The 23,699-nt window shown below is 61.2% G+C and carries 20 protein-coding genes, 1 pseudogene and 1 riboswitch; of the genes and pseudogenes, 8 read left to right on the forward strand and 13 right to left on the reverse strand.

The window, feature by feature from the left end:
• Positions 1-6 precede the first annotated feature (6 nt).
• The 4 genes from BTE54_RS18630 to BTE54_RS18645 all read right to left on the reverse strand — a co-directional run bounded on the left by BTE54_RS18630 (position 7) and on the right by BTE54_RS18645 (position 4,907).
• Positions 7-1,617 carry an ABC transporter substrate-binding protein gene (locus tag BTE54_RS18630; RefSeq protein ID WP_078053494.1) on the reverse strand — a complete coding sequence of 537 codons (1,611 nt, stop codon included), beginning with the start codon at positions 1,615-1,617 and terminating at the stop codon, positions 7-9.
• A gap of 93 nt (positions 1,618-1,710) precedes the next feature.
• On the reverse strand, positions 1,711-2,424 hold the full coding sequence (locus BTE54_RS18635) for an HAD-IA family hydrolase (protein WP_198939189.1): 714 nt from the start codon (positions 2,422-2,424) through the stop codon (positions 1,711-1,713).
• Positions 2,425-2,681: 257 nt separating this feature from the next.
• On the reverse strand, positions 2,682-4,055 hold the full coding sequence (locus BTE54_RS18640) for an aspartate aminotransferase family protein (RefSeq protein WP_078053496.1): 1,374 nt from the start codon (positions 4,053-4,055) through the stop codon (positions 2,682-2,684).
• Between the two features lie 15 nt (positions 4,056-4,070).
• Positions 4,071-4,907 (reverse strand): GNAT family N-acetyltransferase, encoded by an 837-nt coding sequence (locus tag BTE54_RS18645; protein WP_078053497.1) that lies wholly within the window; start codon positions 4,905-4,907, stop codon positions 4,071-4,073.
• Here BTE54_RS18645 and BTE54_RS24810 point away from each other — a divergent pair.
• The 3 genes from BTE54_RS24810 to BTE54_RS18655 are packed head-to-tail and all read left to right on the forward strand — an operon-like array spanning position 4,872 to position 7,189.
• Entirely contained in the window at positions 4,872-5,234 is a 363-nt protein-coding gene (locus tag BTE54_RS24810) for a hypothetical protein (protein WP_143240745.1), read from the forward strand. The two genes, BTE54_RS18645 and BTE54_RS24810, sit on opposite strands and share 36 nt — an antisense overlap.
• On the forward strand, positions 5,231-5,899 hold the full coding sequence (locus BTE54_RS18650) for a haloacid dehalogenase type II (protein WP_078053498.1): 669 nt from the start codon (positions 5,231-5,233) through the stop codon (positions 5,897-5,899). Before BTE54_RS24810 ends, BTE54_RS18650 begins: the two co-directional genes overlap by 4 nt.
• Before the next feature lie 15 nt (positions 5,900-5,914).
• Positions 5,915-7,189 carry an FAD-binding oxidoreductase gene (locus tag BTE54_RS18655; protein WP_078053499.1) on the forward strand — a complete coding sequence of 425 codons (1,275 nt, stop codon included), beginning with the start codon at positions 5,915-5,917 and terminating at the stop codon, positions 7,187-7,189.
• A gap of 271 nt (positions 7,190-7,460) precedes the next feature.
• On the opposite strand, the gene BTE54_RS18660 is transcribed toward BTE54_RS18655, so the two are convergent.
• The 9 genes from BTE54_RS18660 to argE all read right to left on the reverse strand — a co-directional run bounded on the left by BTE54_RS18660 (position 7,461) and on the right by argE (position 18,644).
• Positions 7,461-8,918, reverse strand: coding sequence for an NAD-dependent succinate-semialdehyde dehydrogenase (locus BTE54_RS18660; RefSeq protein ID WP_078053534.1), 1,458 nt, complete (start codon positions 8,916-8,918; stop codon positions 7,461-7,463).
• 15 nt (positions 8,919-8,933) lie between these two features.
• Positions 8,934-9,977: a tartrate dehydrogenase gene (locus tag BTE54_RS18665; RefSeq protein WP_078053500.1), complete on the reverse strand. Its 1,044-nt coding sequence runs from the start codon at positions 9,975-9,977 to the stop codon at positions 8,934-8,936.
• 13 nt (positions 9,978-9,990) lie between these two features.
• Positions 9,991-11,454: an aldehyde dehydrogenase family protein gene (locus BTE54_RS18670; RefSeq protein ID WP_031234532.1), complete on the reverse strand. Its 1,464-nt coding sequence runs from the start codon at positions 11,452-11,454 to the stop codon at positions 9,991-9,993.
• Between the two features lie 141 nt (positions 11,455-11,595).
• Positions 11,596-13,563 (reverse strand): hydantoinase B/oxoprolinase family protein, encoded by a 1,968-nt coding sequence (locus BTE54_RS18675; RefSeq protein WP_078053501.1) that lies wholly within the window; start codon positions 13,561-13,563, stop codon positions 11,596-11,598.
• A gap of 3 nt (positions 13,564-13,566) precedes the next feature.
• Complete coding sequence (locus BTE54_RS18680) at positions 13,567-15,609, reverse strand: hydantoinase/oxoprolinase family protein (RefSeq protein ID WP_078053502.1); 2,043 nt, start codon at positions 15,607-15,609, stop codon at positions 13,567-13,569.
• A 128-nt stretch (positions 15,610-15,737) separates the two neighbouring features.
• On the reverse strand, positions 15,738-16,193 hold the full coding sequence (locus BTE54_RS18685) for a GNAT family N-acetyltransferase (protein WP_078053503.1): 456 nt from the start codon (positions 16,191-16,193) through the stop codon (positions 15,738-15,740).
• Positions 16,190-16,546, reverse strand: coding sequence for a cupin domain-containing protein (locus BTE54_RS18690; protein ID WP_035264219.1), 357 nt, complete (start codon positions 16,544-16,546; stop codon positions 16,190-16,192). The genes BTE54_RS18685 and BTE54_RS18690 overlap by 4 nt, the downstream gene beginning before the upstream one ends.
• 26 nt (positions 16,547-16,572) lie before the next feature.
• Complete coding sequence (locus BTE54_RS18695) at positions 16,573-17,496, reverse strand: glyoxylate/hydroxypyruvate reductase A (protein WP_078053504.1); 924 nt, start codon at positions 17,494-17,496, stop codon at positions 16,573-16,575.
• 23 nt (positions 17,497-17,519) lie between these two features.
• A complete protein-coding gene (argE, locus tag BTE54_RS18700; RefSeq protein ID WP_078053505.1) occupies positions 17,520-18,644 on the reverse strand; it encodes an acetylornithine deacetylase in 1,125 nt (374 codons plus the stop codon).
• 203 nt (positions 18,645-18,847) lie between these two features.
• Here argE and BTE54_RS18705 point away from each other — a divergent pair, with 203 nt between their 5' ends.
• From BTE54_RS18705 to BTE54_RS18725, 5 genes and pseudogenes are all read left to right on the forward strand, one after another.
• Positions 18,848-19,726, forward strand: a complete 879-nt coding sequence (locus BTE54_RS18705) for a GNAT family N-acetyltransferase (protein ID WP_078053506.1) — start codon at positions 18,848-18,850, stop codon at positions 19,724-19,726.
• A gap of 39 nt (positions 19,727-19,765) precedes the next feature.
• A riboswitch (cobalamin riboswitch) is annotated at positions 19,766-20,001 on the forward strand.
• Positions 20,002-20,227: 226 nt separating this feature from the next.
• Positions 20,228-21,190, forward strand: a pseudogene (locus tag BTE54_RS18710) (ABC transporter substrate-binding protein); the annotation flags it as partial.
• Entirely contained in the window at positions 21,187-22,215 is a 1,029-nt protein-coding gene (locus tag BTE54_RS18715) for an iron ABC transporter permease (RefSeq protein WP_078053508.1), read from the forward strand. The pseudogene BTE54_RS18710 and the gene BTE54_RS18715, both read left to right, overlap by 4 nt.
• Positions 22,212-23,012, forward strand: coding sequence for an ABC transporter ATP-binding protein (locus BTE54_RS18720; RefSeq protein WP_065657204.1), 801 nt, complete (start codon positions 22,212-22,214; stop codon positions 23,010-23,012). Before BTE54_RS18715 ends, BTE54_RS18720 begins: the two co-directional genes overlap by 4 nt.
• Positions 23,009-23,488 carry a pseudoazurin gene (locus tag BTE54_RS18725; protein WP_078053509.1) on the forward strand — a complete coding sequence of 160 codons (480 nt, stop codon included), beginning with the start codon at positions 23,009-23,011 and terminating at the stop codon, positions 23,486-23,488. The genes BTE54_RS18720 and BTE54_RS18725 overlap by 4 nt, the downstream gene beginning before the upstream one ends.
• Positions 23,489-23,699: the final 211 nt, after the last annotated feature.

Here is a 23,699-nt window from a genome sequence, read left to right on the forward strand (position 1 = left end):
GGTCTATCAGGCTTCGAGCCAGACGTATTCCGCAAAGGCGTAACCCATCATGCCGCCGAGCGGATTGGCTTCCAGACCCTTGAGCTTGGAACTGATGGCGTCGACATTCGAAATATAGGCGGGAATGATGGTGCCGGCTTCGTCGGCGATCATCGTTTCCAGTTCGAAGTAGATCTGCTTGCGCTTGTCCATATCGAGCATGCCACGTGCCTCGAGCATCAGCTTGTCGAATTTCGGCGACTTGTACTGGCTTTCGTTCCACGGTGCGTCGGAAGCATAGAGCAGCGAGAACAGGATATCCGGTGTCGGGCGCGGGTTGATGTTGCCGAAATGGACAGGCGCCTTCAGCCAGTAATTGCTCCAGTAACCGTCCGAAGGCACGCGCTGCACATCCAGCTTGACGCCGATTTCGGCGGCGGAAGCCTGGATGATCATCGCCATGTCGACGGAAGAGCTTGCCGCATCCGATGCGATGACCGGAATGGATTGGCCAATGAGGCCCGCCTTCTGGAAGTGGAACTTCGCCTTGTCAGGATCGAAGGCTTTCGGCTTGAGGTCCGGATTGTGATAGGGGCTCATCGGCGGAACCGGCTGGTCGTTGCCGACTTCGCCGAGGCCGCGCAGGGCCGCCTTGACGATCTGCTCGCGATTGACGATCGACTTCATGCCGGCGACGAAATCGGCATTGTTACCGGGCGCCTGGTCAAGACGCATGTTGAGGTTGGTGTAGTTCCCCGATGTCGTCTTGGACAGAACGACACCTTCCTGTTTGTCGAGCAGGCGAAGTGCACGCGGGTTGATGGAAGCCGCAAGCTGGATATCGCCGGAAAGAAGGGCGTTGACGCGTGCATTGTCGTCCGAAATCGCCATGAATTCGAAGCTGTCGATGTGCGGGCCGCCAGACTTCCAGTAATTGGTGTTCTTGCTCATGATCGAACGCACGCCCGGCTCGAATTTTTCGAGCTTGAAAGCGCCAGTGCCGTTGCCCTTGGAGAAATCCGTGGTGCCGTCGGCAACGATCATGAAATGGTGCAGGGCCAGAATGGATGGCAGGTCCGCATTCGCGTTCGCCAGCGTGATTTCGACTGTGCTCTTGTCGAGAGCCTTGAAGCCGGTCATCTGCGCGGCAATCTTTGCGACCTTGGAACCGACGGCCGGATCGAGATGTCGCTTGAGCGAATAAACCACGTCGTCGGCCGTCAGGGCCTTGCCGTCGTGGAAGGTGACGCCGGAACGCAGCTTCACCGTCCAGGTTTTGGCGTCCTTCGTTTCGATAGCTTCGGCCAGCTCCAGCTGTGGTGTTCCGGAAACATCGAGGAAGCTCAAACGGTTATAGAGCGCGCAGCAACGAACATAGTCCGTCGAAAGCGAGGCCTTTGCCGGATCGAGCGTATCGGCGGTGGAGGAGGACCAGCCGGCAGCTTTCAGCGTGCCGCCAGAGACCGGCGTTGCGGCCACGGCATTTGAAGCGCGGCCGAGGATGGCCGAACCGGCGGAAAGGGCGACGCCGCCCGCCAGCAGCATGTGAAGCAGCTCACGCCGCGTTGCGCCGCGCCGGATCGCCTGTTCAACGGCGGCATCGTCGGAGCGGGTCCAGTTTGTAATCCTGTCACTCATGGTCTTCCCCTTTTGTATGATTTGTTGAAATGCGTCTGAAGAAATTTCCGGCATGCCGCATCCCAGTTCGCGGCACGCCATTGGCGGGGCGGCTCAGCCGCCCGTCTGTTTCACTGCTTCGGCAAGGCCGGCCATCGAGGTGAAGTGGTAGTCAGGCTCGGTAAAGTTTTCCGGCTCGATCGTACCGCCATATCCTTTCTGGGCGTGGCGACGCTCGATCCAGCAATTGGTCATGCCCAGTTTCCGGGAAATGCCGATATCGTGGTACTGGCTTTGCGCGACGTGCAGAATGTCGTCCTTCGATGCGCCTTCGCTTTCCACAAAGGCAAAGACCTTTTCGAAGAAGGCGGGATCGGGTTTTTCGGTGCCGGTGTCATCCGCCGTGAAAGCGGCATGAAAGGGATTGCCGAGTTCCTTCGAGAAATATTCGAAGGCCCAGCGCTGGGCGTTGGTCATGGCGATGAGGCGATGCGTCTTGGCAAGTTCGGCCATGGCGGCGCGGCTGTCTTCAAAGCCTTTCCAGCTTTTTGCCGCATCGCGCAGGCGTTCACCGAGCGCGCGTTCCGCCGACAGGCCGAGTTCGGGAGCGATGATCAGGTATACGCGGACGAGGTCATCCGGAAACAGGTCGGTCGCGTCGGAATAACGGGCCGCGCGGTAAAGCGCGAGCGCCTTTTCACCATCCACCTCCACGCCGTTTTCCGCGCCGATTGCGGCCAGCGTCGATTTCAGGCCGCCTTCGAAATCGATGAGGGTTCCCACCACGTCGAAGCTCATATATTTGAAGTCGCTCAGTTTTTTGGGCAATGTCGGTCTCCGCTTTGCCGCCTTAAGCCTCTTGGGGAGCCGGCGGCAGATTATTCTGTTCCCGGACGGGATCCTTGCCCCGTTCCCATTTACGATTACGCCCTTTTTTATGGCGTTTAGTGCCGTTTGCATTAATAGTTTGGCACTTTCGGCACACCGGATTCGCCGAAATGGATCGGCTCTTCGGCAGAATATTGCGAATATGCGGTGCGTTGCGACATTTCGAGAGGATGCCGCAACGCCACCCGGCTATCGCCTCAGGCCATGGCGGCCCGTACCGCGGGGTCTTCGAGCGTCTGGTCGAGGGTCTTCAGCGTCCGCTCGATGATGGCGTCGATCTCGCTGTCGGTGCAGCAGAGCGGCGGCGCGTAACCCAGAATACCGTTCGCAAAGGCGCGCACGATCAGACCGTTTTCCCAGGCGCGGTCGAAAACCTTGCGTGCCGGGGCCGCAGCGGCCGGCAGCGGTGTTTTCTTGTCCTTGTCGGTCACGAGTTCGATGGCGGCGAGCATGCCGCGCCCGCGGACATCGCCGACCAGCGGATGGCTTCTGAGGCTCTCAAGCCCCGCCATCAGCCTTTCACCGGCGCGGCGGCCGTTTTCCAGCAGCCCGCCCTCGTAAAGTTTCAGCACTTCGAGGCCGACGGCGGCGCTGACGGGATGGGCGGAATAGGTGTAGCCATGCCCGATTGCGGCCTCGCCTGCGAAGTCGGCTATTGTATCATAGACGTGGTCCGCCATGAAGACGGCGCCCATCGGCACGTAGCCGGAGGTGAGGCCCTTGGCGGTGGTGATGAAGTCCGGCACGATATCCTCGTCGGCACAGGCAAATAGCGGCCCCGTGCGGCCAAAGCCGGTGATGACCTCGTCGGCGACGAAGAGGATGCCATAGGACCGGCAGAGGTCACGCATGGCCTTGATCCAGCCGGGAGGCGGCACGAGAACCCCACCGGAACCCTGGATCGGTTCCGCATAGAAGGCGGCGACGCGGTCCGGACCGATCGTCTCGATCTTGTCCTTCAGGATTTGGAGGGAGGATGCGATGATGGCGGCCGGGTCGCTTCCCACCGGGTTACGGTAGGCGTAGTGCGACGGGATTTTGTGCTGCCAGTCGTAGGGCACGCCAAAACCGGCATGGAAAGCGGGCAGGGCGGTGAGGCCCGAACCGGCGGTGGTGGAGCCGTGATAACCCTGTTCGATGGAAATGAACTGGTCGCGCTGCGGCTGGCCCTTGGCATGCCAGTAATAGCGGATGAACCGAATGGTGCTGTCCACCGCATCGGAGCCGCCAAGCGTGAAATAGACGTGGTTGAGGTCGCCCGGCGCGCGGTCGGCAAGCTCGGAGGCCAGCCGGATGGCCGGTTCGCTGCCAATGTCGAAATAGGCGGTGGCATAAGGCAATTCCCGCATCTGCTTTGCCGCCGCCTCGACGATGCTGTCATGGCCGTAACCGGCATTGACGCACCACAGGCCGGCAAAGCCGTCGATGAGCTGATGGCCGGTCATATCGGTGACGGTGGCGCCGCGTGCCGATTGCAGCACCCGCACGCCCAGCTTTTCATGGCCGCGGAAGGAGGAGACAGGGTGCACCAGATGGGCGCGATCCAGTTCGATCAGTGAATTGCTTAACATGGGGTCTCTCCGGATTCAGCCCAGCGCCTGGCTGGTCAATGCGAATGTTTTCAGTTTTTTGTCGGCGGGGATTTCGGTTTTCGACCGGCGCATGGCGATGCCGCCGCCGACATGGCCAAGACCGCGTTCGGCAAGCCAGGAGGCAAGCCCCGTATCGGCTGTGGTGTCCACACGAAGGAATGCGCCGGGACGTTCAGAAAACAAGAATGCGATCAGATCTTTCGCGATTTCAGCGTTTTCCGCCACAACCGGGCCGATGACTTCGCCGCGCCCGAAGGCGCGAAGTGCTGCAAACCCCTTGATGACGCCCTGTTCCTGCACGACGGCGAAACGCGCCCTGTCGGCAAGTGCTGCAAAGAGGGCTGTACGGTCCGCACCGAAAGCCTGCGCATCGAGCACGGCGAGTTCGGCCGGATCGATGGTTTCCGCCCAGGTGACACCTTCCGGTCTGTCGGTCACCGCCGGAATGCCCTGATGCTGGAGCACCTCGCCGCAGGCGGCGAAGCCCAGCTTTTCATAAAGGGGCAGGCCGTCGGCCGTGGCTACAAGACGGCACTCGCGATTTTCTGCTGCGTCCAATGCCGCGCCCATCAGCTGGCGTCCAAGGCCGCGGCCGCGCATGCTCTCGTCCACGATCACCATATTGACAGTGGCGCAGGTGTCTCCAAGAATCGTCGCCATGGCGGTTCCGACGACGCGCCCGTTTTCCAGGGCGACGAAACCCTTGCTCAGGGAAAGGACCAGCGCCCAGTCTTCTTTCCGGTGCGGCCAGCCGGCCTGGCGGGAAAGTTCAACGGCCGCGTCGAGGTGGTCCGGTTGAAACGTTTGGATATCGATCAGGCTCGCCTGCATGCCGGAACTCCGTTTTTCTGCTTATTCATTGATAGACCGATGCCGAAAGAAGATTGTCCCGACAAATGGGAAGGTTCGATATGTTTCGCTGTTGCTTTTATCCGCCGCCGCATCTTATGCCGCGTCCTGTTCGCATCCGGCCGTAAACCGGGGACTGGCGGCGGCTTCCGGTTTGCCTCAACGCAACTCTCTGCCAAACTGGCGGCTGCATACGCAACAATCTGCTTCCGCGAATGGCAATTGCGGTGCGCCGACGGGGCAAAGGCTTTCTATGATCTGATTATTGCAGCCACCACCAATCCCCAAGCAAGGATGACGACGACATGACCATCTTCCGCCCTAAATACATCACTTTCGATTGCCACGGCACGCTCATTCATTTCCAGATGGCAGAGGCTGCCCGCGATCTCTACGGTGATCGTCTGGGAGAGGCGGAGATGGAAGAGTTCATCAAGAATTTTTCCGCCTATCGTCTCGACGAGGTCATGCATGACTGGAAGCCTTATGCAGAGGTCGTCCACAATGCCCTGTCGCGCACCTGCAAGCGCAATGGTGTAGCCTTTAAGGATGAAGATGCAGCAATGGTCTATGAGCGGGTTCCGACGTGGGGGCCGCATGCCGACGTTCCGGCGGGTCTTTCCAAGGTCGCCAAGGAGATCCCGCTGGTCATTCTGTCCAACGCCATGAACTCACAGATCATGTCGAATGTCGCCAAACTCGGCGCACCGTTCCATGCCGTCTATACGGCAGAGCAGGCACAGGCCTATAAACCGCATTTCAAGGCTTTCGAATATCTGTTCGACATGCTCGGTTGCGGCCCGGAGGACATCCTGCACGTGTCGTCCTCCTTCCGCTACGATCTGATGTCCGCCCATGACCTCGGCATCAAGAACAAGGTCTGGGTCAACCGTGGCCATGAACCTGCAAATCCCTATTACGGTTACACGGAAATTTCAGACATTTCCGGCCTTGCGGGCGTTGTCGGACTGTAAGAGAGGACATTGATCATGAAGCTCGTCTCCTATTGGCACGACACGGCGCCCCAGTTTTCCGGGGCGGCGCAAGGTCCTGTCGAAGGCCATTATGATGTGGCCGTCATCGGTGGCGGCTTCACGGGTCTCGGTGCCGCGCGCCAGCTTGCGAAAGCCGGTGCGCGCGTTGTCGTTCTGGAAGGGCAGCGCGTGGGCTGGGGCGCTTCGGGCCGCAACGGTGGCCATCTCAACAATGGCCTTGCCCATTCCTATCTCTCCGCCAAGGCGGAACTCGGCAAGGAGCGGGCTATCGCGCTCTACAAGGCGCTCGATTCCTCCATCGATACGCTGGAGGCGTTGATTGCCGAGGAGGGGATCGAGTGCAATTTCCGCCGGGCAGGCAAGCTGAAAATGGCGTCGAAACCGCAGCATTTCGAAGGTCTGGCGAAGAATTTCGAAGCGGTTCACGCCGAGGTCGATCCCGATACGGCGCTTCTTTCCGCGGCCGATCTCAAGTCGGAGATCGGTTCGCCCTTTTATGGCGCCATGCTCTCGAAGAAGAGCGCCATGATGCATATGGGCCGCTATGTGGCCGGCCTTGCCGAAGCCGCCAGCCGTCATGGCGCCGTGATCTTCGAAAATGCGGCGGTGACGAAGCACATCCAGAACGGCAGGACCCATGAACTGGAAACTCCGCGCGGCAAGGTGACGGCCGACAATGTTCTGGTGGCGACCGGCGCCTACACGCCGTCCGGCTTCGGTTATTTCCGTCGCCGCATCATCGCGGTCGGCAGTTTCATCATCGCCACGCGGCCGCTGACGGATGCCGAGGTTCAGGCCTCGGTTCCGGGTAACCGCACCTATGTCAACTCCATGAATATCGGCAATTATTTCCGGCTTGCGCCGGACAATCGCTTGATCTTCGGCGGTCGCGCCCGCTTTTCCGCCACGTCGGACCAGCGTTCGGACGCCAAAAGCGGTGCGATCCTGACGGAAAGTCTGCATCGCATCTTCCCGCAGCTTTCCCATGTGCCGATCGATTATTGCTGGGGCGGTCTGGTGGACATGACCAAGGACCGTTATCCGCGCGCCGGTTTTCATGACGGTGTGTGGTACGCGATGGGTTACTCCGGCCACGGCGCGCAGCTCTCGACGCATCTCGGGATGATTATGGCTGACGCCATTCTGGGACGGCCGGACAAGAACCCGCTGAAGGGGCTTGATTGGCCGGCGGTTCCCGGTCATTTCGGCAAGCCGTGGTTCCTGCCGCTGGTGGGCCTTTATTACAAGATGCTGGACAAAATTCAGTAGAAGGGCTGTTAGTTTTTCCGTCATGCCGGACTTGATCCGGCATCCAGCCACCGCGCGTCTGCGCGGTGAAAGAGTCTTCTGCAATCAAGGACTTGATCGCGCTGGACCCCGGACCAAGTCCGGGGTGACGGAGTGTAAATGCTGCGCTTTTCCAAACCTATTTGTGTCAGGACTGTATTCCAATTCCCGCAATGCCGCTTTTTCAATTCCGCGCTTCAAAAAAAGAAGGGCCGCAGAGCGGCCCTTTAGGCGGGGATGAAAGAAGTGGGCGTCAGGCAAGCCCACCGATATGAAAGGCCTTGGTCTCCAGATATTCTTCGATACCGATCTGTGCACCCTCGCGGCCGAGGCCGGATTGCTTGACGCCGCCGAAAGGGGCGACCTCGGTGGAGATCAACCCGGTGTTGAGGCCGACCATGCCGAATTCCAGCGCTTCGCCCACACGCCAGGCGCGCTTGAGGTTCTCGGTGTAGAAATAGGCGGCAAGGCCGAAGGGTGTTCCATTGGCGATGGCGAGCGCCTCTTCCTCCGTCTCGAAACGGAAGAGCGGAGCGACCGGTCCGAAAGTCTCCTCGCTTGCCAGCTGCATCGCCGTCGTTGCGCCCGTCAGCACCACGGGCGCTGTATATTGCGGACCTTCCGGCAGATTGCGCGGCTTGGTGATGACCGTGGCACCCTTGGAAACGGCGTCATCGATATGGGCGCGGATTTTCGCGATCGCCGGTTGGTTGATCATCGGGCCAATGGAGACGCCCGCTTCCGTTCCGGGACCAACGCGCATGGCGTCGACGCGATCCGCCAGCTTCTTCGCAAAAGCGTCATAAACGCCGGACTGCACCAGAATCCGGTTAGCGCAGACGCAGGTCTGGCCACCATTGCGGAATTTCGAAACCAGCGCGCCTTCAATGGCAAGATCGAGATCGGCATCGTCGAACACGATGAAGGGGGCATTGCCGCCCAGTTCCAGCGACAGGCGCTTGACGCTGTCGGCAGCGCCGCGCATCAAAAGCGAACCGACGCGGGTGGAACCGGTGAAGGAAATTTTCCGAACCGTCTCATTGGCCATGATTTCATTGCCGATATCAGTCGGCATGCCGGTGACGATGTTGATGACGCCCGCGGGAATGCCGGCCCGTTCGGCAAGCACACCAAGCGCGAGCGCCGAATAGGGTGTGAATTCCGAAGGCTTGATGACCACGGTGCAGCCGGTGGCGAGTGCCGGCGCGACCTTGCGGGTGATCATCGCATTTGGGAAATTCCATGGCGTTATGATGCCGCAGACGCCGACAGGTTCCTTCAGCACCACGATGCGCCTGTCCGGCGTCGGTGAAGGGATGGTACCGCCGCCGATACGCCGGGCCTCTTCGGCAAACCATTTGACGAAGGATGCGCCGTAGCGGATCTCGCCCTTGGCCTCCTCAAGCGGCTTGCCCTGTTCGGTGGTCAGGATCAGGCCGAGATCGTCGATATTCTCGATCATCAGCGCGAACCATTTTTCCAGAAGCGCTGCGCGCTCCGCGTGGGTCTTTTTCTTCCACGGGCCGAAGGCGGCGTTGGCGGCTTCGATGGCCGCGCGGGTTTCCGCGCCGTCCATATCCGGTACGGTGCCGATGACCGCCTGCGTCGCCGGATCGATCACATCGACCGCCTTGCCCGATGCCGCCGCCTTCCAGGCGCCGCCGATCAAGCCCGTCTGGCGAAAGAGTTCCTTGTCCTTCAAACCTTGCATCATCTGTCTCCGAAATCAGTCGAGTGCCGCAAGAACCGCGGCGGTGATGGCGTCTGTCTTGTCCTTGCCCGGCACCGTGCCGATACCCCGGCCGGTCGCCGTTTCGAGCGCCGTCATGATACGCACAGCCGCGTCTTTTTCACCGAGATGTTCGAGCATCATCGCGCCGGACCAGATGGCGGCGATGGGGTTGGCGATACCGAGATGGGCGATATCCGGAGCCGAGCCGTGCACCGGCTCGAACATAGAGGGCGCGCTGCGGTCGGGATTGATATTGGCGGAAGCGGCAAAACCGAGGCCGCCCTGAATGGCTGCGCCGAGATCGGTCAGAATATCGCCGAAGAGGTTGGAGGCGACCACGACATCGAGGCTTTCCGGGGCCATGACCATGCGGGCCGCCATGGCGTCGATGTGATAGCTGGAAACCTGGACATCCGGATATTCGGCAGCGAGCTTGTGGGTCACCTCGTCCCAGAACACCATCGAATATTTCTGTGCATTGGACTTGGTGATGGAGGCAAGCTTGCCGCGACGCTTCTGCGCCTGTTCGAAGCCGAAACGCAGAATGCGCTCCACACCCTTGCGGGTGAAGATCGAGGTTTCGACGGCAACTTCATCATCGGTGCCCTGATGCACGCGGCCACCGGCGCCGGAATATTCGCCCTCCGTGTTTTCACGGATGCAGAGAATGTCGAAGCCATCGGCCTTCAAAGGCCCCTGCACGCCGGGCAGAAGCCGGTGCGGGCGGATATTGGCATATTGCACGAAAGCCTTGCGGATCGGCAGCAGCAGGCCGTGCAGCGAGACAGAGTCCGGCACTTCCGCCGGCCAGCCGACTGCACAGAGCAGAATGGCGTCGAAGCCGCGCAGTGTTTCGATGCCGTCCTTGGGCATCATCGCGCCGGTTTCCTTGTAGAAGGCGCACGACCAGGGGAATTCTGTTCCTTCAAGCGCAAAACCGGAGGTTTTGGCGGCGGCGTTGAGCACCTGCCATGCGGCGTCCGTTACGCTTTTGCCGATGCCGTCTCCGGGAATGAGTGCGATGCGATGCGTTTTCAAGACATTACCCCTGTTACAGTCCGATAAGGACGCTTTTGCTCTTGCGGTTGGCGAGATAGGCCTCGCGTCCGAGATCCTTGCCGATGCCGGAGCGTTTGTAACCACCAGTCGGCAATATGTGGTCGCGCGAGCGGCCGTAACGGTTGACCCAGATCGTGCCCGCCTGAATGGCGCGGGACAGGCGCATGACGCGCGAGACGTCACGGCTGAAAAGACCCGCCGCCAGACCGTAGGTCGGATGGTCGGAAAGCGCCAGAGCCTCTTCTTCCGTGCGGAAGGTCTGCAGCGTCAGCACCGGCCCGAAGATTTCCTCAGTGACGGCAGGGGAGGTCTGGTCGACATTGGCGATCAGCGTCGGCTGGTAGAAATAGCCGGGACCGTCCATGATCGCGCCGCCGGTCAGGCATTCGCCGCCATGGGCGACCGCCGCCTGCACGATGCCGTCGATGCGCTTGCGCTGCACCTCGGAGATGATCGGCGAATATTGCGTCGTCTCGTCCCAGGTCGGGCCGGGCTTCACCGCCTTCATGCGGGCGATGATCGCGGTGGAAAGGGCATCCGCAGCACTTTCTTCGACGATGATGCGCGAGCCCGCCACACAGGCCTGCCCGGCATTGGAGAGGATATTTCCGGCGATGGCCGCTGCCGCCTTCTCGATATCGGCATCGGCGAAGACCAGTTGCGGGCTCTTGCCGCCAAGTTCCAGCGTCATGGGCTTGATGCCGGTGCGGGCGATGTTGGCCATGATGGCGGCGCCCGCGGCCGTGGAGCCGGTGAAGCTGACCTTGGAGATATCAGGGTGTCCGGTGATGGCATTGCCGGTCACGGGCCCGTCGCCCAGCACGATGTTGATGAGACCTGCCGGCAATCCGGCCTTGATCGCCAGCTGCGCCATGAAGATGCTGGAGAAGGGCGTCATTTCAGAAGGTTTCAGCACCACGGCATTGCCTGCGGCGAGCGCCGGACCAAGCTTCCAGCCGGCCATGGAGACGGGGAAATTCCACGGCGTGATGGCGCCGACGACGCCATAGGGTTCGGTCATGATCATGCCGAGGCTTGCATCGTCTGTCGGCACCAGATCGCCGCCTTCCTTGTCCGCGAATTCGGCAAAGAAACGGATCTGTTCGGCGGTGACGGCGATATCGCCGGCGATCAGCTGGCCCACCGGTCGCGTCGAGGAGAGCGCCTCGATTTTCGCCAGCGTCTCGGCTTCCTGTTCGATCAGGTCGGCCCAGCGCTGCAAGACCTTTGTGCGCTCGCGCGGGCGCACGCCGCCCCAGTTGCTGCTCTTCAACGCGGCCTTGGCAGTCTGCACAGCCTCATCGACCAGCGCCGCATCCGCCTTGGGACAACCAGCATATTCTATGCCGTCCGAAGGGCGGTGCATGTCGATGCCGTTTGCCGCCGGAACCAGCCGGTCGCCGATGAAGTGGCCGATCGGCAGGGATAAGCTGTCTGGATCGAAGCTGAGCGTCATGTGGAATCCTCTTTGGATATGCCCCAACGCTAATCCCTGATGGCAAGCAGCATCGACCGACTGCGGCGCGGGCGGTGAATGAAAATCCTGTTTTGCCACCGGCAGACAGCGCAATCTTCGGCGGCGAACGCAGGCCGCTGGTCAAACGCCGTAGCGGGCGCTTATCCGGTCGAAAATCCCGGCCATCCGCTCGCTAAGGGGGCGGGGATCATCGCCCTCGTTTTCAACCGCTTCAAACACCCGGTGTTTCAGGAAGAAGCGCCATCCCACGGGCGATTTTTGCAGGAATTGCGTCAGAAGATCATAACGTTCCCGGGTCCAGACCGCCTCGAAGGCGAGCCGCTCCGGTCCGTAGCTGATGATATCGTCCGTCTTCCGGCGCGGCGCGGCGCGCAGGGCAGCCGTCGCCTCTTCGTCGATATCATCACCGTTGAGCGCTACCCCATAGTGCCTTGCAGCATTTTCTGCTGAGACCGCACCACGCCGCACATCGCGCAGCACGGCCTGCGGCGGGCGGGTGAAGGGGTCGCCGTAACCGCCGGCCCCCGGTCCAACGACACGAATGACATCGCCCGGGCCGCAATGGACGATATCGGTATTGCCGAGCGAGATTTCGCCCTCGGTATCGGGATTGCGCAGGAAGCGGGAAATCAGCCCCGGACCTGCGCCGTTGACACCCCAGCTCGCCATCACCGAACGGTTGCGGTTGCGGGCTGTGACCACCGTTTCCGGTGACGATATTTCAAACTCCATGACAGCCGAAAGCCCGCCGCGAAAACGGCCCGCCCCGCCGGTGTCGCGTTGCAGCCCATAACGGCGGAAAAGGATCGGTACTTCCGCTTCGCTGATTTCAATCGGCGTGTTGCGCAGAAAACCGGTGGCGCCGCCCGCGCCGTCGCTGCCGTCGCAGAAGGGCGTGCCGCCGCCGCCGCCGCCAACCGGGCCGATGGAGGCCATGACCGGGCGGCCGTTCCTGTCGCTGGTCTTGATGTTCATGATGGCGTTTCCGCCGGGTGAGGCGGCGGGAATAAGCTCCGGCAGGGCCTTTGCAAAAGCGCCGATGGTGACGATCTGCGTCATGGCGCAGGTCAGCGAACGCATGCCGACGGCGGCCGGGCGCTGGCAATTGACGATCGTGCCTTCCGGCAGCACGGCCCGCGCCGGGCGCAGGGTGCCGGCATTCAGAAGCAGGCTGTTGTCGAGCGTATAAAGCACATAGGTCAGTCCGACCATGACGAGTGAATGCCGCTCGCGGCCGCCGGTCGGCATGTTCAGCGACGAGCCGAGCTGCGGGTCGCTGCCGGTATAATCGAGGACGGCTTCGCCGCCGCGGATTTTCAGCGTCAGCGCCACGCGGCATGGCCGGCCGCCAACGGAATCCTCATCGGCATAATCGGCAAAGAAATAGTCGCCATCGGGCACCCGGGTGAGGATTTGCCGGGTCTGCTCTTCCGCATAATCGAAAATCTGGCGCACCCCGTCCAGAAAATCGTCAAAGCCGAAGCGGGCGATGATTTCCTGCATCTTGCGTTCGCCGATATTGACGGAGGCGATCTGGGCGTGGAGGTCGCCGATATTCTGTTCCGGCATGCGGACATTGGCCTTCATCATGTCGATGATGAAGGGATCTAGCCTGCCTTTGCGAACGAGCTTGACCGGTGGGATGCGCAGGCCTTCCTGCTCGATTTCGGAAAGCGAGCGGGACAGGGAGGCGGGAACCGCGCCGCCGACATCGGTATTGTGGATGTGTCCGACCACGAAACAGGCAATTTTGCCCTCATGGAAGACCGGTTTCCAGATGTGGATATCCGGCGAGTGGGTGGCGACGAAACCGCTATAGGGGTCGTTGGTGATGCAGATATCGCCCTCTTCATATTCCTCGAACATGGAAAGCAGCGGCGCGTAGTCGATGCCGCTATACCAGGGCGCGCCGAATTGCCGGGGATTGGCGAAGGCCAGCCCTTCGCGCGTCACCACCTGACAGGAAAAATCCTCGGTTTCCTTGACGAAGGCGGAATGGGCGGTGCGCATCAGCGTAAAGGCCATGGCGTCGGCGGCGGCCGAGCAGAAATTGGCCAGCACCTTGAGATTGCGGCGATCGATGGTCATGGGTCAAAACTCCCGCTTGGTAATGACGAGATTGCCGAAACGGTCCACATGGACCGTAAAGCCGGGCGGCACGACGGTGGTGGTGTCGTCCTGAAGGACGATGGCGGGACCGTTGAAATCGTGGCCGGCCGCCAGATCGTCACGGTGATAGATCGCCATGTCGTGTTCCATGCCGCCAAACCAGCCTTTCGTGTGAAAGCGCGGCTTTGCGGGGCCTGTGGCCACGCCTGTCTCGCGAAGCGGCGGCTTCGGTGTTTTCCCGGAGACGACGAGCCTGAGATTAACCATCTGCACCGCCGCCCGCTCATCGGAATGACCGTAGAGGCGGGCATGTTCCTCATGGAAAGCCCTGTTTATCGCGCCGGCGTCGCCGCTGCCCAGCCATTCCGGCTGGAGCGTGGTTTCGATTTCGTAGGATTGGCCGCGATAGCGCATGTCGGCGGAAAGCCGCATCTCGCAATCGCCGTTAAAACCCTGTTCTTTCAACCAATTGCGGCCGGTTTCCTGCATTTCGGCGAGAAGGGGGGCGAGATCGGAGGCCTCCCTGTCGTTCACATCGCAATAGGTGGTTCGGATGAAATCGTTCTTCAGATCGGCAATCAGGCCGCCGAGCGCGGAAACGACGCCGGGGGTAGGCGGCACCACCACACCCTTCATGTCCAGCTCGCGGGCGAGGAAGCAGGCGAGCATCGCGCCGGCGCCGCCGAAAGCGAAGAGGTGAAATTCGCGTGGGTCGATGGCGAAACGGGAGGTGAGGGCGTTCACCTCCGCATACATGCCGGAGACGGCGATATCGACGATGTTGCCGGCCAGCGCCTCGACGGAAAGGCCGAGCTTTTCCGCGAGCGGCGAGAGCGCGGCGCGCGATGCGCCGTGATCGACGGTCACCGCGCCATAACCGAGCGGCATATGGCCGATGAGATTGGCGGCCGCCATGGCGTCTGTGATCGTCGGGCGGTTACCGCCGCGTCCGTAACAGGCCGGCCCCGGCGTCGAGCCGGCACTTTCCGGCCCCACCTGCAACAGGCCGAGACTGTCGACCCATGCGACCGAGCCGCCGCCCTGGCCGACGGAACTGACGGAAACGGAAGGGACATGGATCTGGAAATCGCCGATCAGTTCGCCGACCCCATATTGGGCCTCGCCATCAAGGATAACGGCCACATCGGCGCTGGTGCCGCCGATATCGAGGCTCATCACCCGGTCAAAGCCGCTGGCCTTTGCCAGATAACCCGCGCCGATGACGCCGGAAGCTGTGCCCGACAGGATCATCTGCACACATTCCCGCCGCGCCTGATCGATGCCCATGACGCCCCCATTGGTCTTGGTGATGAGCAGCGGGCAGGCAATGCCTTGCCCGCGCAGCACCGTTTCGAAACGGTCGAGGTAATGTGCGACGCGCGGCTGGACATAACCGCTGATGACGGCGGTGACGGTGCGCTCATATTCGCGGATGATCGGCCATGTCTCGGCAGAGGAGACCACCGGCAATTGCGGCGCGATGCGTTCGATCATCGCCTTCACGGCCCGTTCGTTTTCGGGATTGCGGTAGGAATGCAGGAAGGCGAGCACAATTCCGTCGCAACCGTCTGCAAGGGCGCCGGCGACAGCCTGTGCCACATTCTCTTCGTTCGGGGCGAGCTTTACCTCGCCGGTCGCCAGCATGCGCTCGGCTATGCCAAAAACCCGTTCGCGCGGGATGAGCGGTTCCGGCCGCACGGAATAGAGATTGTGGATCTGCGGAATTTTGAGGCGTGCAACGCCCAGCACATCCTCGAAATTTTCGGTGGTGAACAGCGCGACATTCTGGCCGTTGCGCTGGATGACGGTGTTGACGCCGACGGTGGTGCCATGGGTGAAATAGGAAACGTCCTTCGCTTCGATGCCGTCGCGCTTTTTCAGCGTGTCCAGCGCGAGAAGGATTTCTTCTCCGGGCGCATCGGGGCGGGAAAACACCTTCAGGGTGGAAAGCGCGCCGGTCCCATCGTCGAACACGGCAAAATCCGTAAACGACCCGCCAACATCGACGCCAATGCGATATCCCATCTCTTCCGTCTCCTTTTCCAATGCGGACGATGCTGTCATCGGGACCGGAAAAGGGCCAAGCATTTATGGGGTAAGGGTCATAGCCCCAGGTTATGAGGAGGGCTGGGGTGGCCCATTGGGAGGGTTGTTCAACCCTCGCCGGGTTTCGGCACCGTCATGTAATATTCGGGATGCGGTGCTGCGCGATAACCGGCCTTTTCGTAAACACCATGGGCGTCGCGGGTCGCCAGCATCCAGCTCGATACCGTCGAAAGCTCCGGGTGTTTGCGTATCTCGGTGGCGATCCAGGACGCAAGGCCGCGACCGCGATGATCCTCCACCGTGAAGACATCGCGCAGATAGCCGAAAACGGCGTAATCCGTCACCAGACGGGCGAAGGCGGCCATGGAACCGTCAGGGGCGTAAACGCCGACCGGCAACGAATGCGAAAGCGCCCGCTTCAGCCGGTCGGCGGTCATTCCCTGCGCCCAGTAGGAATCGCGCGCGAGAAAACCATGGACCAGATCGAAATCCACCCGTGCCGGATCGGTGCTCAGCACATAGCCGTCGCGGGTGATTTCGAAAATGGCCGGTTCCCAGTTCATCCGTTCACCGTAACATAGATTTTGCGGACGGTTTCAATGGTTTTCCACACGCCGACGAAGCCCGGCTTCATGACGAAACTGTCGCCAGCTGTATAACGCAGCGGTTCGCCGCCTTCCGGCGTGATTTCGATGACACCTTCGAGAATATGGCAGAATTCGAAGGTTTCGCCCTTGATCGAACGGCTTTCGCCCGGCGTCGCTTCCCAGATGCCGGTGTGGACGGTGCCGTTGCGGGCTTCGTCTAGCGGCCAGGTCTTGAAGGACGGATCGCCGGAAATGAGGCGTTCCGGCAGGGCCTTGGAGGCTTTCGGTTCGAAGGCGGGGTGCGTGTCGATGGTCTTGAGAAGTGGCATGGGCGTCCTTTCTTGGAACGGGATGATCAATATCCGCGATTGCGGTCGACGACGCCGAGCGGCTCGAGGCCGGACTGGTATCGTTTGATGTTCTCGACAACGGTGCGTGCTGCCGAATGCGGCTGGGTGACGCTGGCAATGTGCGGCGTCAGGAGAATTTTCGGATGCGTCCAGAAGGGATGGTCTTCCGGCAGGGGTTCCGGATCGGTGACGTCGATCACCGCACCCGAAAGCCTGCCGCTGTCCAGCGCATTGATGAGGGCGTCGTGGTCGAGCTGTTTGCCACGCCCGGCGTGAACCAGCCCCGCACCCTCGGGAAGCATCCCCAGGCGTTCGCCATTCAGAAGCCCCGTCGTTTCGTCGGTCAGCGGCAGCAGGCAAACAAGAATATCGCTGGTCGAAAGGATCGTGGACAATCCGGCTTCGCCATGATGGCAGGTCACGCCTTCGATCTCGCGCGGTGAACGGCTCCAGCCGGAAAGCGGAAAACCGAAGGGTTTCAGCCGTTCGAGCGCCGCAACGCCCAACATGCCGAGGCCGAGAACGCCCACCCGGCAGTCTTCCGCCTGACGCTGCGGCAGGGCCTTCCAGAGTTGCTGGCGCTGCTGCTTCAAATAGACTGGCAGGTTGCGGTGCAGCGAAAGCACGCCAAGGCTCACATATTCCTGCATCATGCGGATGATGCCTTCATCCACCATGCGCACGACCTTCACATGCGCAGGGACGGTGTCGATGTGGAACTGATCGACGCCCGCACCGATGGAAAACAGGATTTCGAGATTGCGGTAGCGGCCGATATCATCAGGCACGGTCCAGGTAATGAGGTACCGAACCGCATCCGGATCGACGCTTTCGGCATCCATCGAAAAAGGTAGTTCCGGCAGCTCGCGGGCCAGGGCCTGCCGGAAAATCTCGCCGCGCTTCGCGTCGGAATTGAAGAAGAAAGTCATCTGAAATCCGTGGTTCCGAAGGTTTAAACCGTGCAGCGGTTCGCCAGTGTTTCCAGCATTGACTGGCAGGCCGAAAGTTCGTCGGCCGTTATGAATTCGTCCGGTTTGTGGGCGCGGCCGATATCGCCCGGGCCGCAGATGATGGCGTCGATGCCGGCCGCCTGAAAAAGCCCGGCCTCCGTGCCATAGCTGACGGCGGCGATGCAGGGCGCGTCGGTCAACTCTTCCAGAAGCTTCACGAGCGGTGCATCGGCGGCAAGGGACAGCGCCGGATAATCGCTCATTGGCGTCCATTCTACGTCGATGCCCTCGGCGGCGAGCGCTTCGACACGGTCGCGCACCGGCTGGAGCAGAGCGATCGGCGATACGCCAGCAATCGCCCGCGCCTCCAGTTCGATGGCGCAGAGATCGGGGATGATATTGATCGCCTGTCCGCCTTTCGCCGTGCCGATCTGCAGGGAGGAATAGGGCGGCTCGAATGTCGCTTCGAAAGGCCCCTCGGTGAGAGCCTGTGCGGTCTCGACCGCCTTTGCCATGATGCCGGTCATCAGATGAATGGCGTTCACGCCCTGATCCGGCCGCGAGGAATGGCCGGAGCGGCCGCGAATGGTGATGCGTGCGGCGGCCTTACCCTTGTGGGCGCGCACGGCGCGCAGATTGCTCGGTTCGCCGATGATTGCGCCCGCCGGTTTTGCGCATAGTTCCGGCAAGCGGGCGATGAGATGCGGAACGCCGCGGCAGCCCGCCTCCTCGTCATAGGAAAAGGCGATGTGAATGGGCCGCTTCAGCGCCATGCGTGAAAATGCCGGTGCTGCGGCGAGAACCGTGGCCAGAAACCCTTTCATGTCGGTGGTTCCGCGTCCGTAGAGACGCTCGCCTTCGGTTGCCAGCGTAAAGGGATCGGAGGACCATTCCGGCTCACCGGCAGGCACCACATCCATATGGCCGGAAAGGATGTATCCGCTGGCATCGGTCGGGCCGAAGCTGGCGAAGAGATTGGCGCGGTCGCCTTCCGGGCCGGCAAGCAGCGATACTTTTGCGCCGTGGCTTTCCAGATAATTGGCGATCCATCCTGCGATGTCGCCATTGGCGGTTCCGACCACCGACGGGAAGCCGACAAGACGCTCCAGAATGTCGATTGCGTTCATGGCTGTCTCCGTCGCTTCAACGCCGAAAAGCTTAGAGCGGCCTGCGGCGTTTATCTGCTGAAATACGGGTGATTTCAGTAGATTGTTGTGTCCTTCCAGCGCTTTCGGAAAATTCCTGCTGGCGAGGCTGGTTATCTTCGGATGTCGTGAGCTGGGCTGCCGGGATCTAGGTTCCGCGCCGGAGGGAATGAGAGCCGTTTGTCATGGAGCTGCTCAAAGTCGATAGTTTCGAGTTACGGACAGTGGATATCGCCGATGTGGAGGCCGATCATCTGCATGCTTTGTCCATGGCTGTCGGATGGCGATATCACGCGAACGAATGGTGTTTCCTGCGGCAGTGCGGCGTCGGCCTTGCCGCGCTTGACGAGATCGATCGTGTTGTCGCAACGGCAATGCTGTTTCCTTATGATGAGGGTTTCGCGACGGTCGGCATGGTCATCGTTTCTCCCCGTTTGCAGGGGCAAGGCGTTTCACCGTGGCTGGTGGGCCAACTCATCGCGGGCTACCCCGACGCCGCCCTGCGGTTGAACGCCACGGAAGCCTCGCGACGGCTTTTCGCACGGCTGGGTTTTGCCGGAGATACGGAGAAAGTACATCTCCTGCGCGGCAAGGCACGTTGCCCTGCCGAGATGCCGACGCTTGGAAGAAAGCAGAGAATCGAGCCGTTGTCCGAGGATCATTTGTCCGCCGTGGTGGATCTGGATCGGGCGGCTTTCGGTGTTTCGCGCCGGGGCGTCCTGCAACGCCTTGTTCAGGAAAATACGGGTTACGGCCTGTTCGAGGCCGATCGTCTTGCCGCCTTTGCATTGCGGCGTGCAGCGGGCCGGGGCCATATTGTCGGCCCGGTCATCGCCGGTGACCAGGCGGATGCGATTGCGTTGGTGAGGCGACATTTTTCCGATCTCGACGATCAGCTTGTCCGTCTCGATACCGTGCGGGATAACGGTCTTCTGACCGAGTTTCTGACGCAATCCGGGCTGGTGGGGATCGAAACGCTCACCGCCATGTCGAAGGGCGCGCCGCAACCGGCAGGCTCCGGTTCCGCAAAGATTTTCGCCCTGGCAAGCCCGTCTTTGTGCTGAGGTGAGGCACTATCGCAATTGACGCCCCGCCTCTTGCCCCTTATGTGAGAAAGCGACGGTTCCTGCAGCCGAAAGGCGAAGGGATTAATAGGGAACATGGTGCGGGCGATCTTTTTCGCCCAATGCCGTGGCTGCCCCCGCAACTGTAAGCGGATTGTCGTTCATCCCCGTGACGCTTCAAGGCGTCATGCCACTGTATTCTCCGGAATGCGGGAAGGCAGATGAGTGACGCAAATCCGTGAGCCAGGAGACCTGCCGTCGAAATATAAACCATCGTTACGGGCGGGGAAGCCCGGAGGAGGAGATTGTAATGTTATTTCATAACATTTCGTTTGCGTCCTATTGCCGTTCTCCGTACAAGACGTCCCGCTGTTGCTGCGCGTTCTGACGCCTGCTGCTCTGGAATAAGATTTACTTTCGACTGGAGAACACATGTTTCATTCTAGACGCCTGCCGGTCCATGCCGGTTTTCTGGCCGCTGTGCTTGCGGTTTTGCCTGTCGCCGGCGCCAATGCTGCCGAAACCACCTATCCCCTGACGATCAACAGCTGCGGTCAGGAGATCACCTTCCAGCAGGCACCCGCCCGCACCGTGTCCGTCGGCCAGAGCACGACCGAGGTTCTTTACCTCCTCGGCCTTTCCGACAAGGTGGTCGGCACGGCGCTGTGGATCGGTCCGGTTCTGAGGGGCTACGAAGAGGCCAATGCCAGGGTCGAGCGGCTGGCTGACAATGATCCGAGCTTCGAGGCGGTCATCGGCAAGAAGCCGGACCTCGTGACGACGCAGTTTCAGTGGCAGATCGGCCCGGAAGGCGTTGTCGGAACACCGGCGCAATTCGCCGAGCTTGGCGTTCCCGTTTATACCTCGCCCGCCGATTGCATGGGCAAGGACAATTCCGGCGGCGGCGACGGCGTGCGCAACACCGTCTTCACCATGGATTTGATCTACCAGGAAATCCGCGATCTCGCCAAAATCTTCAACGTGCAGGATCGCGGTGAAGAGGTCGTTGCCGACCTGAAAAAGCGTGAAGAAGCCGCCCGCGCCAAGATCGCCTCGGCAAATGGCAAGCTTTCGGCTGTCTTCTGGTTCTCCAGCGCCGAGCTGGATATCGATCCCTATGTGGCTGGCCGCAATGGCGCTCCCGGCTACATCATGTCCGCGCTGGGCTTAAAGAACGTCATCGAAAGCGATGAAGAATGGCCGACCGTCGGCTGGGAAACCATCGCCAAGGCCAATCCGTCCATCATCGTTGCCGGCAAGATGGATCGCCGCCGTTTCCCCGCCGATGATGTCGCCGTCAAGCTGAAGTTCCTCGCCACCGATCCCGTGGCCAGCATCATGCCAGCCGTCAAGGAAGGACATGTGTTCGAGATGGACGCGCAGGCGATGAACCCGACCATTCGCACCATTGAAGGCATCGAAACGCTGGCCGAGGCGATTTCGGCTGCCGGCCTCGCGAAGTGAACGGTCTTTCCATCCCTCTCGGCAGAGTAGGGCTGGCTTTTGCCGCGCTCGCACTGCTGCTCGTCGCGCTGATGGCCGGGGCGGCCATCGGCGAGACCGCCATTCCTTTCGACGTCGTGGCGAAAACAATCGCCAACCGCGTCTTCCATGCGGCCTATCCGCTGGAGCCGCTGGATGAGGGCATCGTCTGGAGTTATCGTCTCAGCCGCGCGGTCGTCGCCGCCTGTTGCGGCGCTTCTTTGGCGCTGGCCGGGGCGGTGCTGCAATCGCTTCTGCGCAATCCGCTTGCCGATCCTTATATTCTCGGCATTTCCGCTGGCGCCTCCACCGGTGCCGTCGCTGTCGCGCTGCTTGGCTTCGGGGCGGGGTTCCTGACGATGCCGGCCGGGGCGCTCATCGGTGCTTTCGTCGCATTCTCGCTGGTCAGTCTATTGGCGGTGCGGGCGGGACACGGCAACAGCGCCATCATTCTTGCCGGGGTGGCCGGGTCGCAGCTGTTTAATGCCATGACCTCTTTCATCGTCACCAAATCCGCCAATGCCGAACAGGCGCGCGGCATCATGTTCTGGCTGCTGGGCAACCTCTCGGGGGTGCGCTGGCCGGATGTCTGGCTGGCGCTGCCGGTCAGTCTTGCGGGACTTGCGGTGTGTCTCTGGTATGCCCGGGCGCTCGATGCCTTCGCCTTCGGCGGTCAGGCGGCTGCCTCGCTCGGCATTCCGGTGCGCTGGGTCTATGCGGTGCTGATCTCCGTTTCGGCGATCATGACGGCTGCGATGGTGTCGCTGGTCGGTTCCATCGGCTTCGTGGGACTCGTCATTCCACATGCCGCACGCATCTTCGTCGGCGTTCGCCATGGCATATTGCTGCCGGTGACGGCGCTGACCGGCGCGGTTTTCATGATCGTCGCGGATATTCTCTCGCGCATTGTCATTCCGGGGCAGGTGCTGCCCATTGGCGTCATCACCGCGCTCGTCGGCGCGCCCGCCTTTGCCTTCATACTCGGCCAGAAGAGGGGGCGTTCATGAAGTTATCCGCTCACGACCTGCATTTCCACGCCGGCAATATCGATATCGTGCGTGGGGTCTCGCTCGATGTCGGTTCGGGTGAGTTTCTCGGCATCATCGGACCGAACGGTTCCGGCAAAAGCACGCTGCTTTCCATGCTGGCAGGCATTCGCAAGCCGCGCCGGGGGCACGTTACGCTCGGGGATGAGCCGCTTGCCTCATTGGGACGGCGAGACCTTGCCCGCCGGCTTGCCTTCGTGGAGCAGCAGGCCGAAACTACCGAACGGATCACCGCACGGCAGGCGGTGGAGCTTGGGCGCACGCCCTATCTCGGGCCGCTTTCCGCCTGGTCGCAGCAGGATGACGCCATTGTTGATGCAGCACTTGCCAATGTCGACATGGCCGACAAGGCGGAGCGCAACTGGCACCATCTTTCCGGCGGCGAACGCCAGCGCCTGCATATCGCCCGCGCATTGACGCAGGAGCCGCATATCCTGCTTCTGGACGAACCGACCAATCACCTCGACATAGGCCACCAGATCGGCCTGCTCGATCTGGTGCGCCGGCAGGGTTTGACCGTTGTGGCGGCGCTGCACGATCTCAATCACGCCGCCATGTTCTGTGACCGGGTCGCCATCATGCATCGGGGCGAGATGATTGCGGTCGGTCCGCCGCGCGAGGTTCTGACACCGGCGAGAATAGCCGCCGTCTTTGGGGTGGAATGCGTCGTCACCACGGATGAGGGCGGCTTTTCCCATATTCGTTTTCTGCCGGCCCATGGGCGGGCCGAGCATGCAAGGAAAGTACTGGCACGATGATGACATTGACGACGCTCGCAAACGCCGCTGCAAAGACCAGACTGTTTTGCGCCGCTGCCGTCATTGCCGTGGCGGTCACGGGCTTTCCGCTTCAGGCTTCAGCCGAGACCTTCGAGGTGAAAATGCTGAACCGGGGAGAAAAAGGCCCGATGGTGTTCGAACCCGACTTTCTGGAAATCGCCCCCGGCGACCGTGTGCGCTTCGTGCCCACCCACAAGAGCCACAATGCCGCGACCATTGACGGCATGGTTCCTGAAGGTGTCGAAGGTTTCAAAAGCCGGATCAACGATGAATTCGAGACCGGTTTCGAAAAACCGGGCTTTTACGGCATCAAATGCTCGCCGCATTACGGCATGGGCATGGTCATGCTGATCAAGGTGGGCGAGGCGACCCTGCCGCAAAGCTACAGGACGGTGGATGTGCCCGGCCGGGCGAAGCCGCGCTTGGAGGAATTATTCGAGCGGGCGGGAAAATGAGGTGTCGGCGGAAGTCTTGAGAGGCGGTTCAGATCGTCCGGAAGGGTGCTTGCAAAGTCCGCAGACCTTCCCTCCGTCATGCTCGGGGCTGTCCCGAGCATCTGCAACCGATTGATTTTACGACACGTTGGCAGATCCTCGGGACAAGCCCACTGCTGTCCGGTTTAAATTTGGTGGACATGGCGCACGGTGTTGATTCTACTCGTATTCG

The sequence above is a fragment of the Agrobacterium sp. YIC 4121 genome (assembly GCF_002008205.1).
Classification (GTDB): Bacteria; Pseudomonadota; Alphaproteobacteria; order Rhizobiales; family Rhizobiaceae; genus Agrobacterium; species Agrobacterium leguminum.

Coding starts and splice junctions, on each gene's coding strand:
- BTE54_RS18630 (WP_078053494.1), bottom strand. CDS start 1,617: ATGAGTGACAGGATTACAAACTGGACCCGCTCCGACGATGCCGCCGTT.
- BTE54_RS18640 (WP_078053496.1), bottom strand. CDS start 4,055: ATGTTAAGCAATTCACTGATCGAACTGGATCGCGCCCATCTGGTGCAC.
- BTE54_RS18645 (WP_078053497.1), bottom strand. CDS start 4,907: ATGCAGGCGAGCCTGATCGATATCCAAACGTTTCAACCGGACCACCTC.
- BTE54_RS18650 (WP_078053498.1), top strand. CDS start 5,231: ATGACCATCTTCCGCCCTAAATACATCACTTTCGATTGCCACGGCACG.
- BTE54_RS18655 (WP_078053499.1), top strand. CDS start 5,915: ATGAAGCTCGTCTCCTATTGGCACGACACGGCGCCCCAGTTTTCCGGG.
- BTE54_RS18660 (WP_078053534.1), bottom strand. CDS start 8,918: ATGCAAGGTTTGAAGGACAAGGAACTCTTTCGCCAGACGGGCTTGATC.
- BTE54_RS18670 (WP_031234532.1), bottom strand. CDS start 11,454: ATGACGCTCAGCTTCGATCCAGACAGCTTATCCCTGCCGATCGGCCAC.
- BTE54_RS18675 (WP_078053501.1), bottom strand. CDS start 13,563: ATGACCATCGATCGCCGCAATCTCAAGGTGCTGGCCAATTTCTGCTCG.
- BTE54_RS18680 (WP_078053502.1), bottom strand. CDS start 15,609: ATGGGATATCGCATTGGCGTCGATGTTGGCGGGTCGTTTACGGATTTT.
- BTE54_RS18685 (WP_078053503.1), bottom strand. CDS start 16,193: ATGAACTGGGAACCGGCCATTTTCGAAATCACCCGCGACGGCTATGTG.
- BTE54_RS18690 (WP_035264219.1), bottom strand. CDS start 16,546: ATGCCACTTCTCAAGACCATCGACACGCACCCCGCCTTCGAACCGAAA.
- BTE54_RS18695 (WP_078053504.1), bottom strand. CDS start 17,496: ATGACTTTCTTCTTCAATTCCGACGCGAAGCGCGGCGAGATTTTCCGG.
- argE (WP_078053505.1), bottom strand. CDS start 18,644: ATGAACGCAATCGACATTCTGGAGCGTCTTGTCGGCTTCCCGTCGGTG.
- BTE54_RS18705 (WP_078053506.1), top strand. CDS start 18,848: ATGGAGCTGCTCAAAGTCGATAGTTTCGAGTTACGGACAGTGGATATC.
- BTE54_RS18720 (WP_065657204.1), top strand. CDS start 22,212: ATGAAGTTATCCGCTCACGACCTGCATTTCCACGCCGGCAATATCGAT.
- BTE54_RS18725 (WP_078053509.1), top strand. CDS start 23,009: ATGATGACATTGACGACGCTCGCAAACGCCGCTGCAAAGACCAGACTG.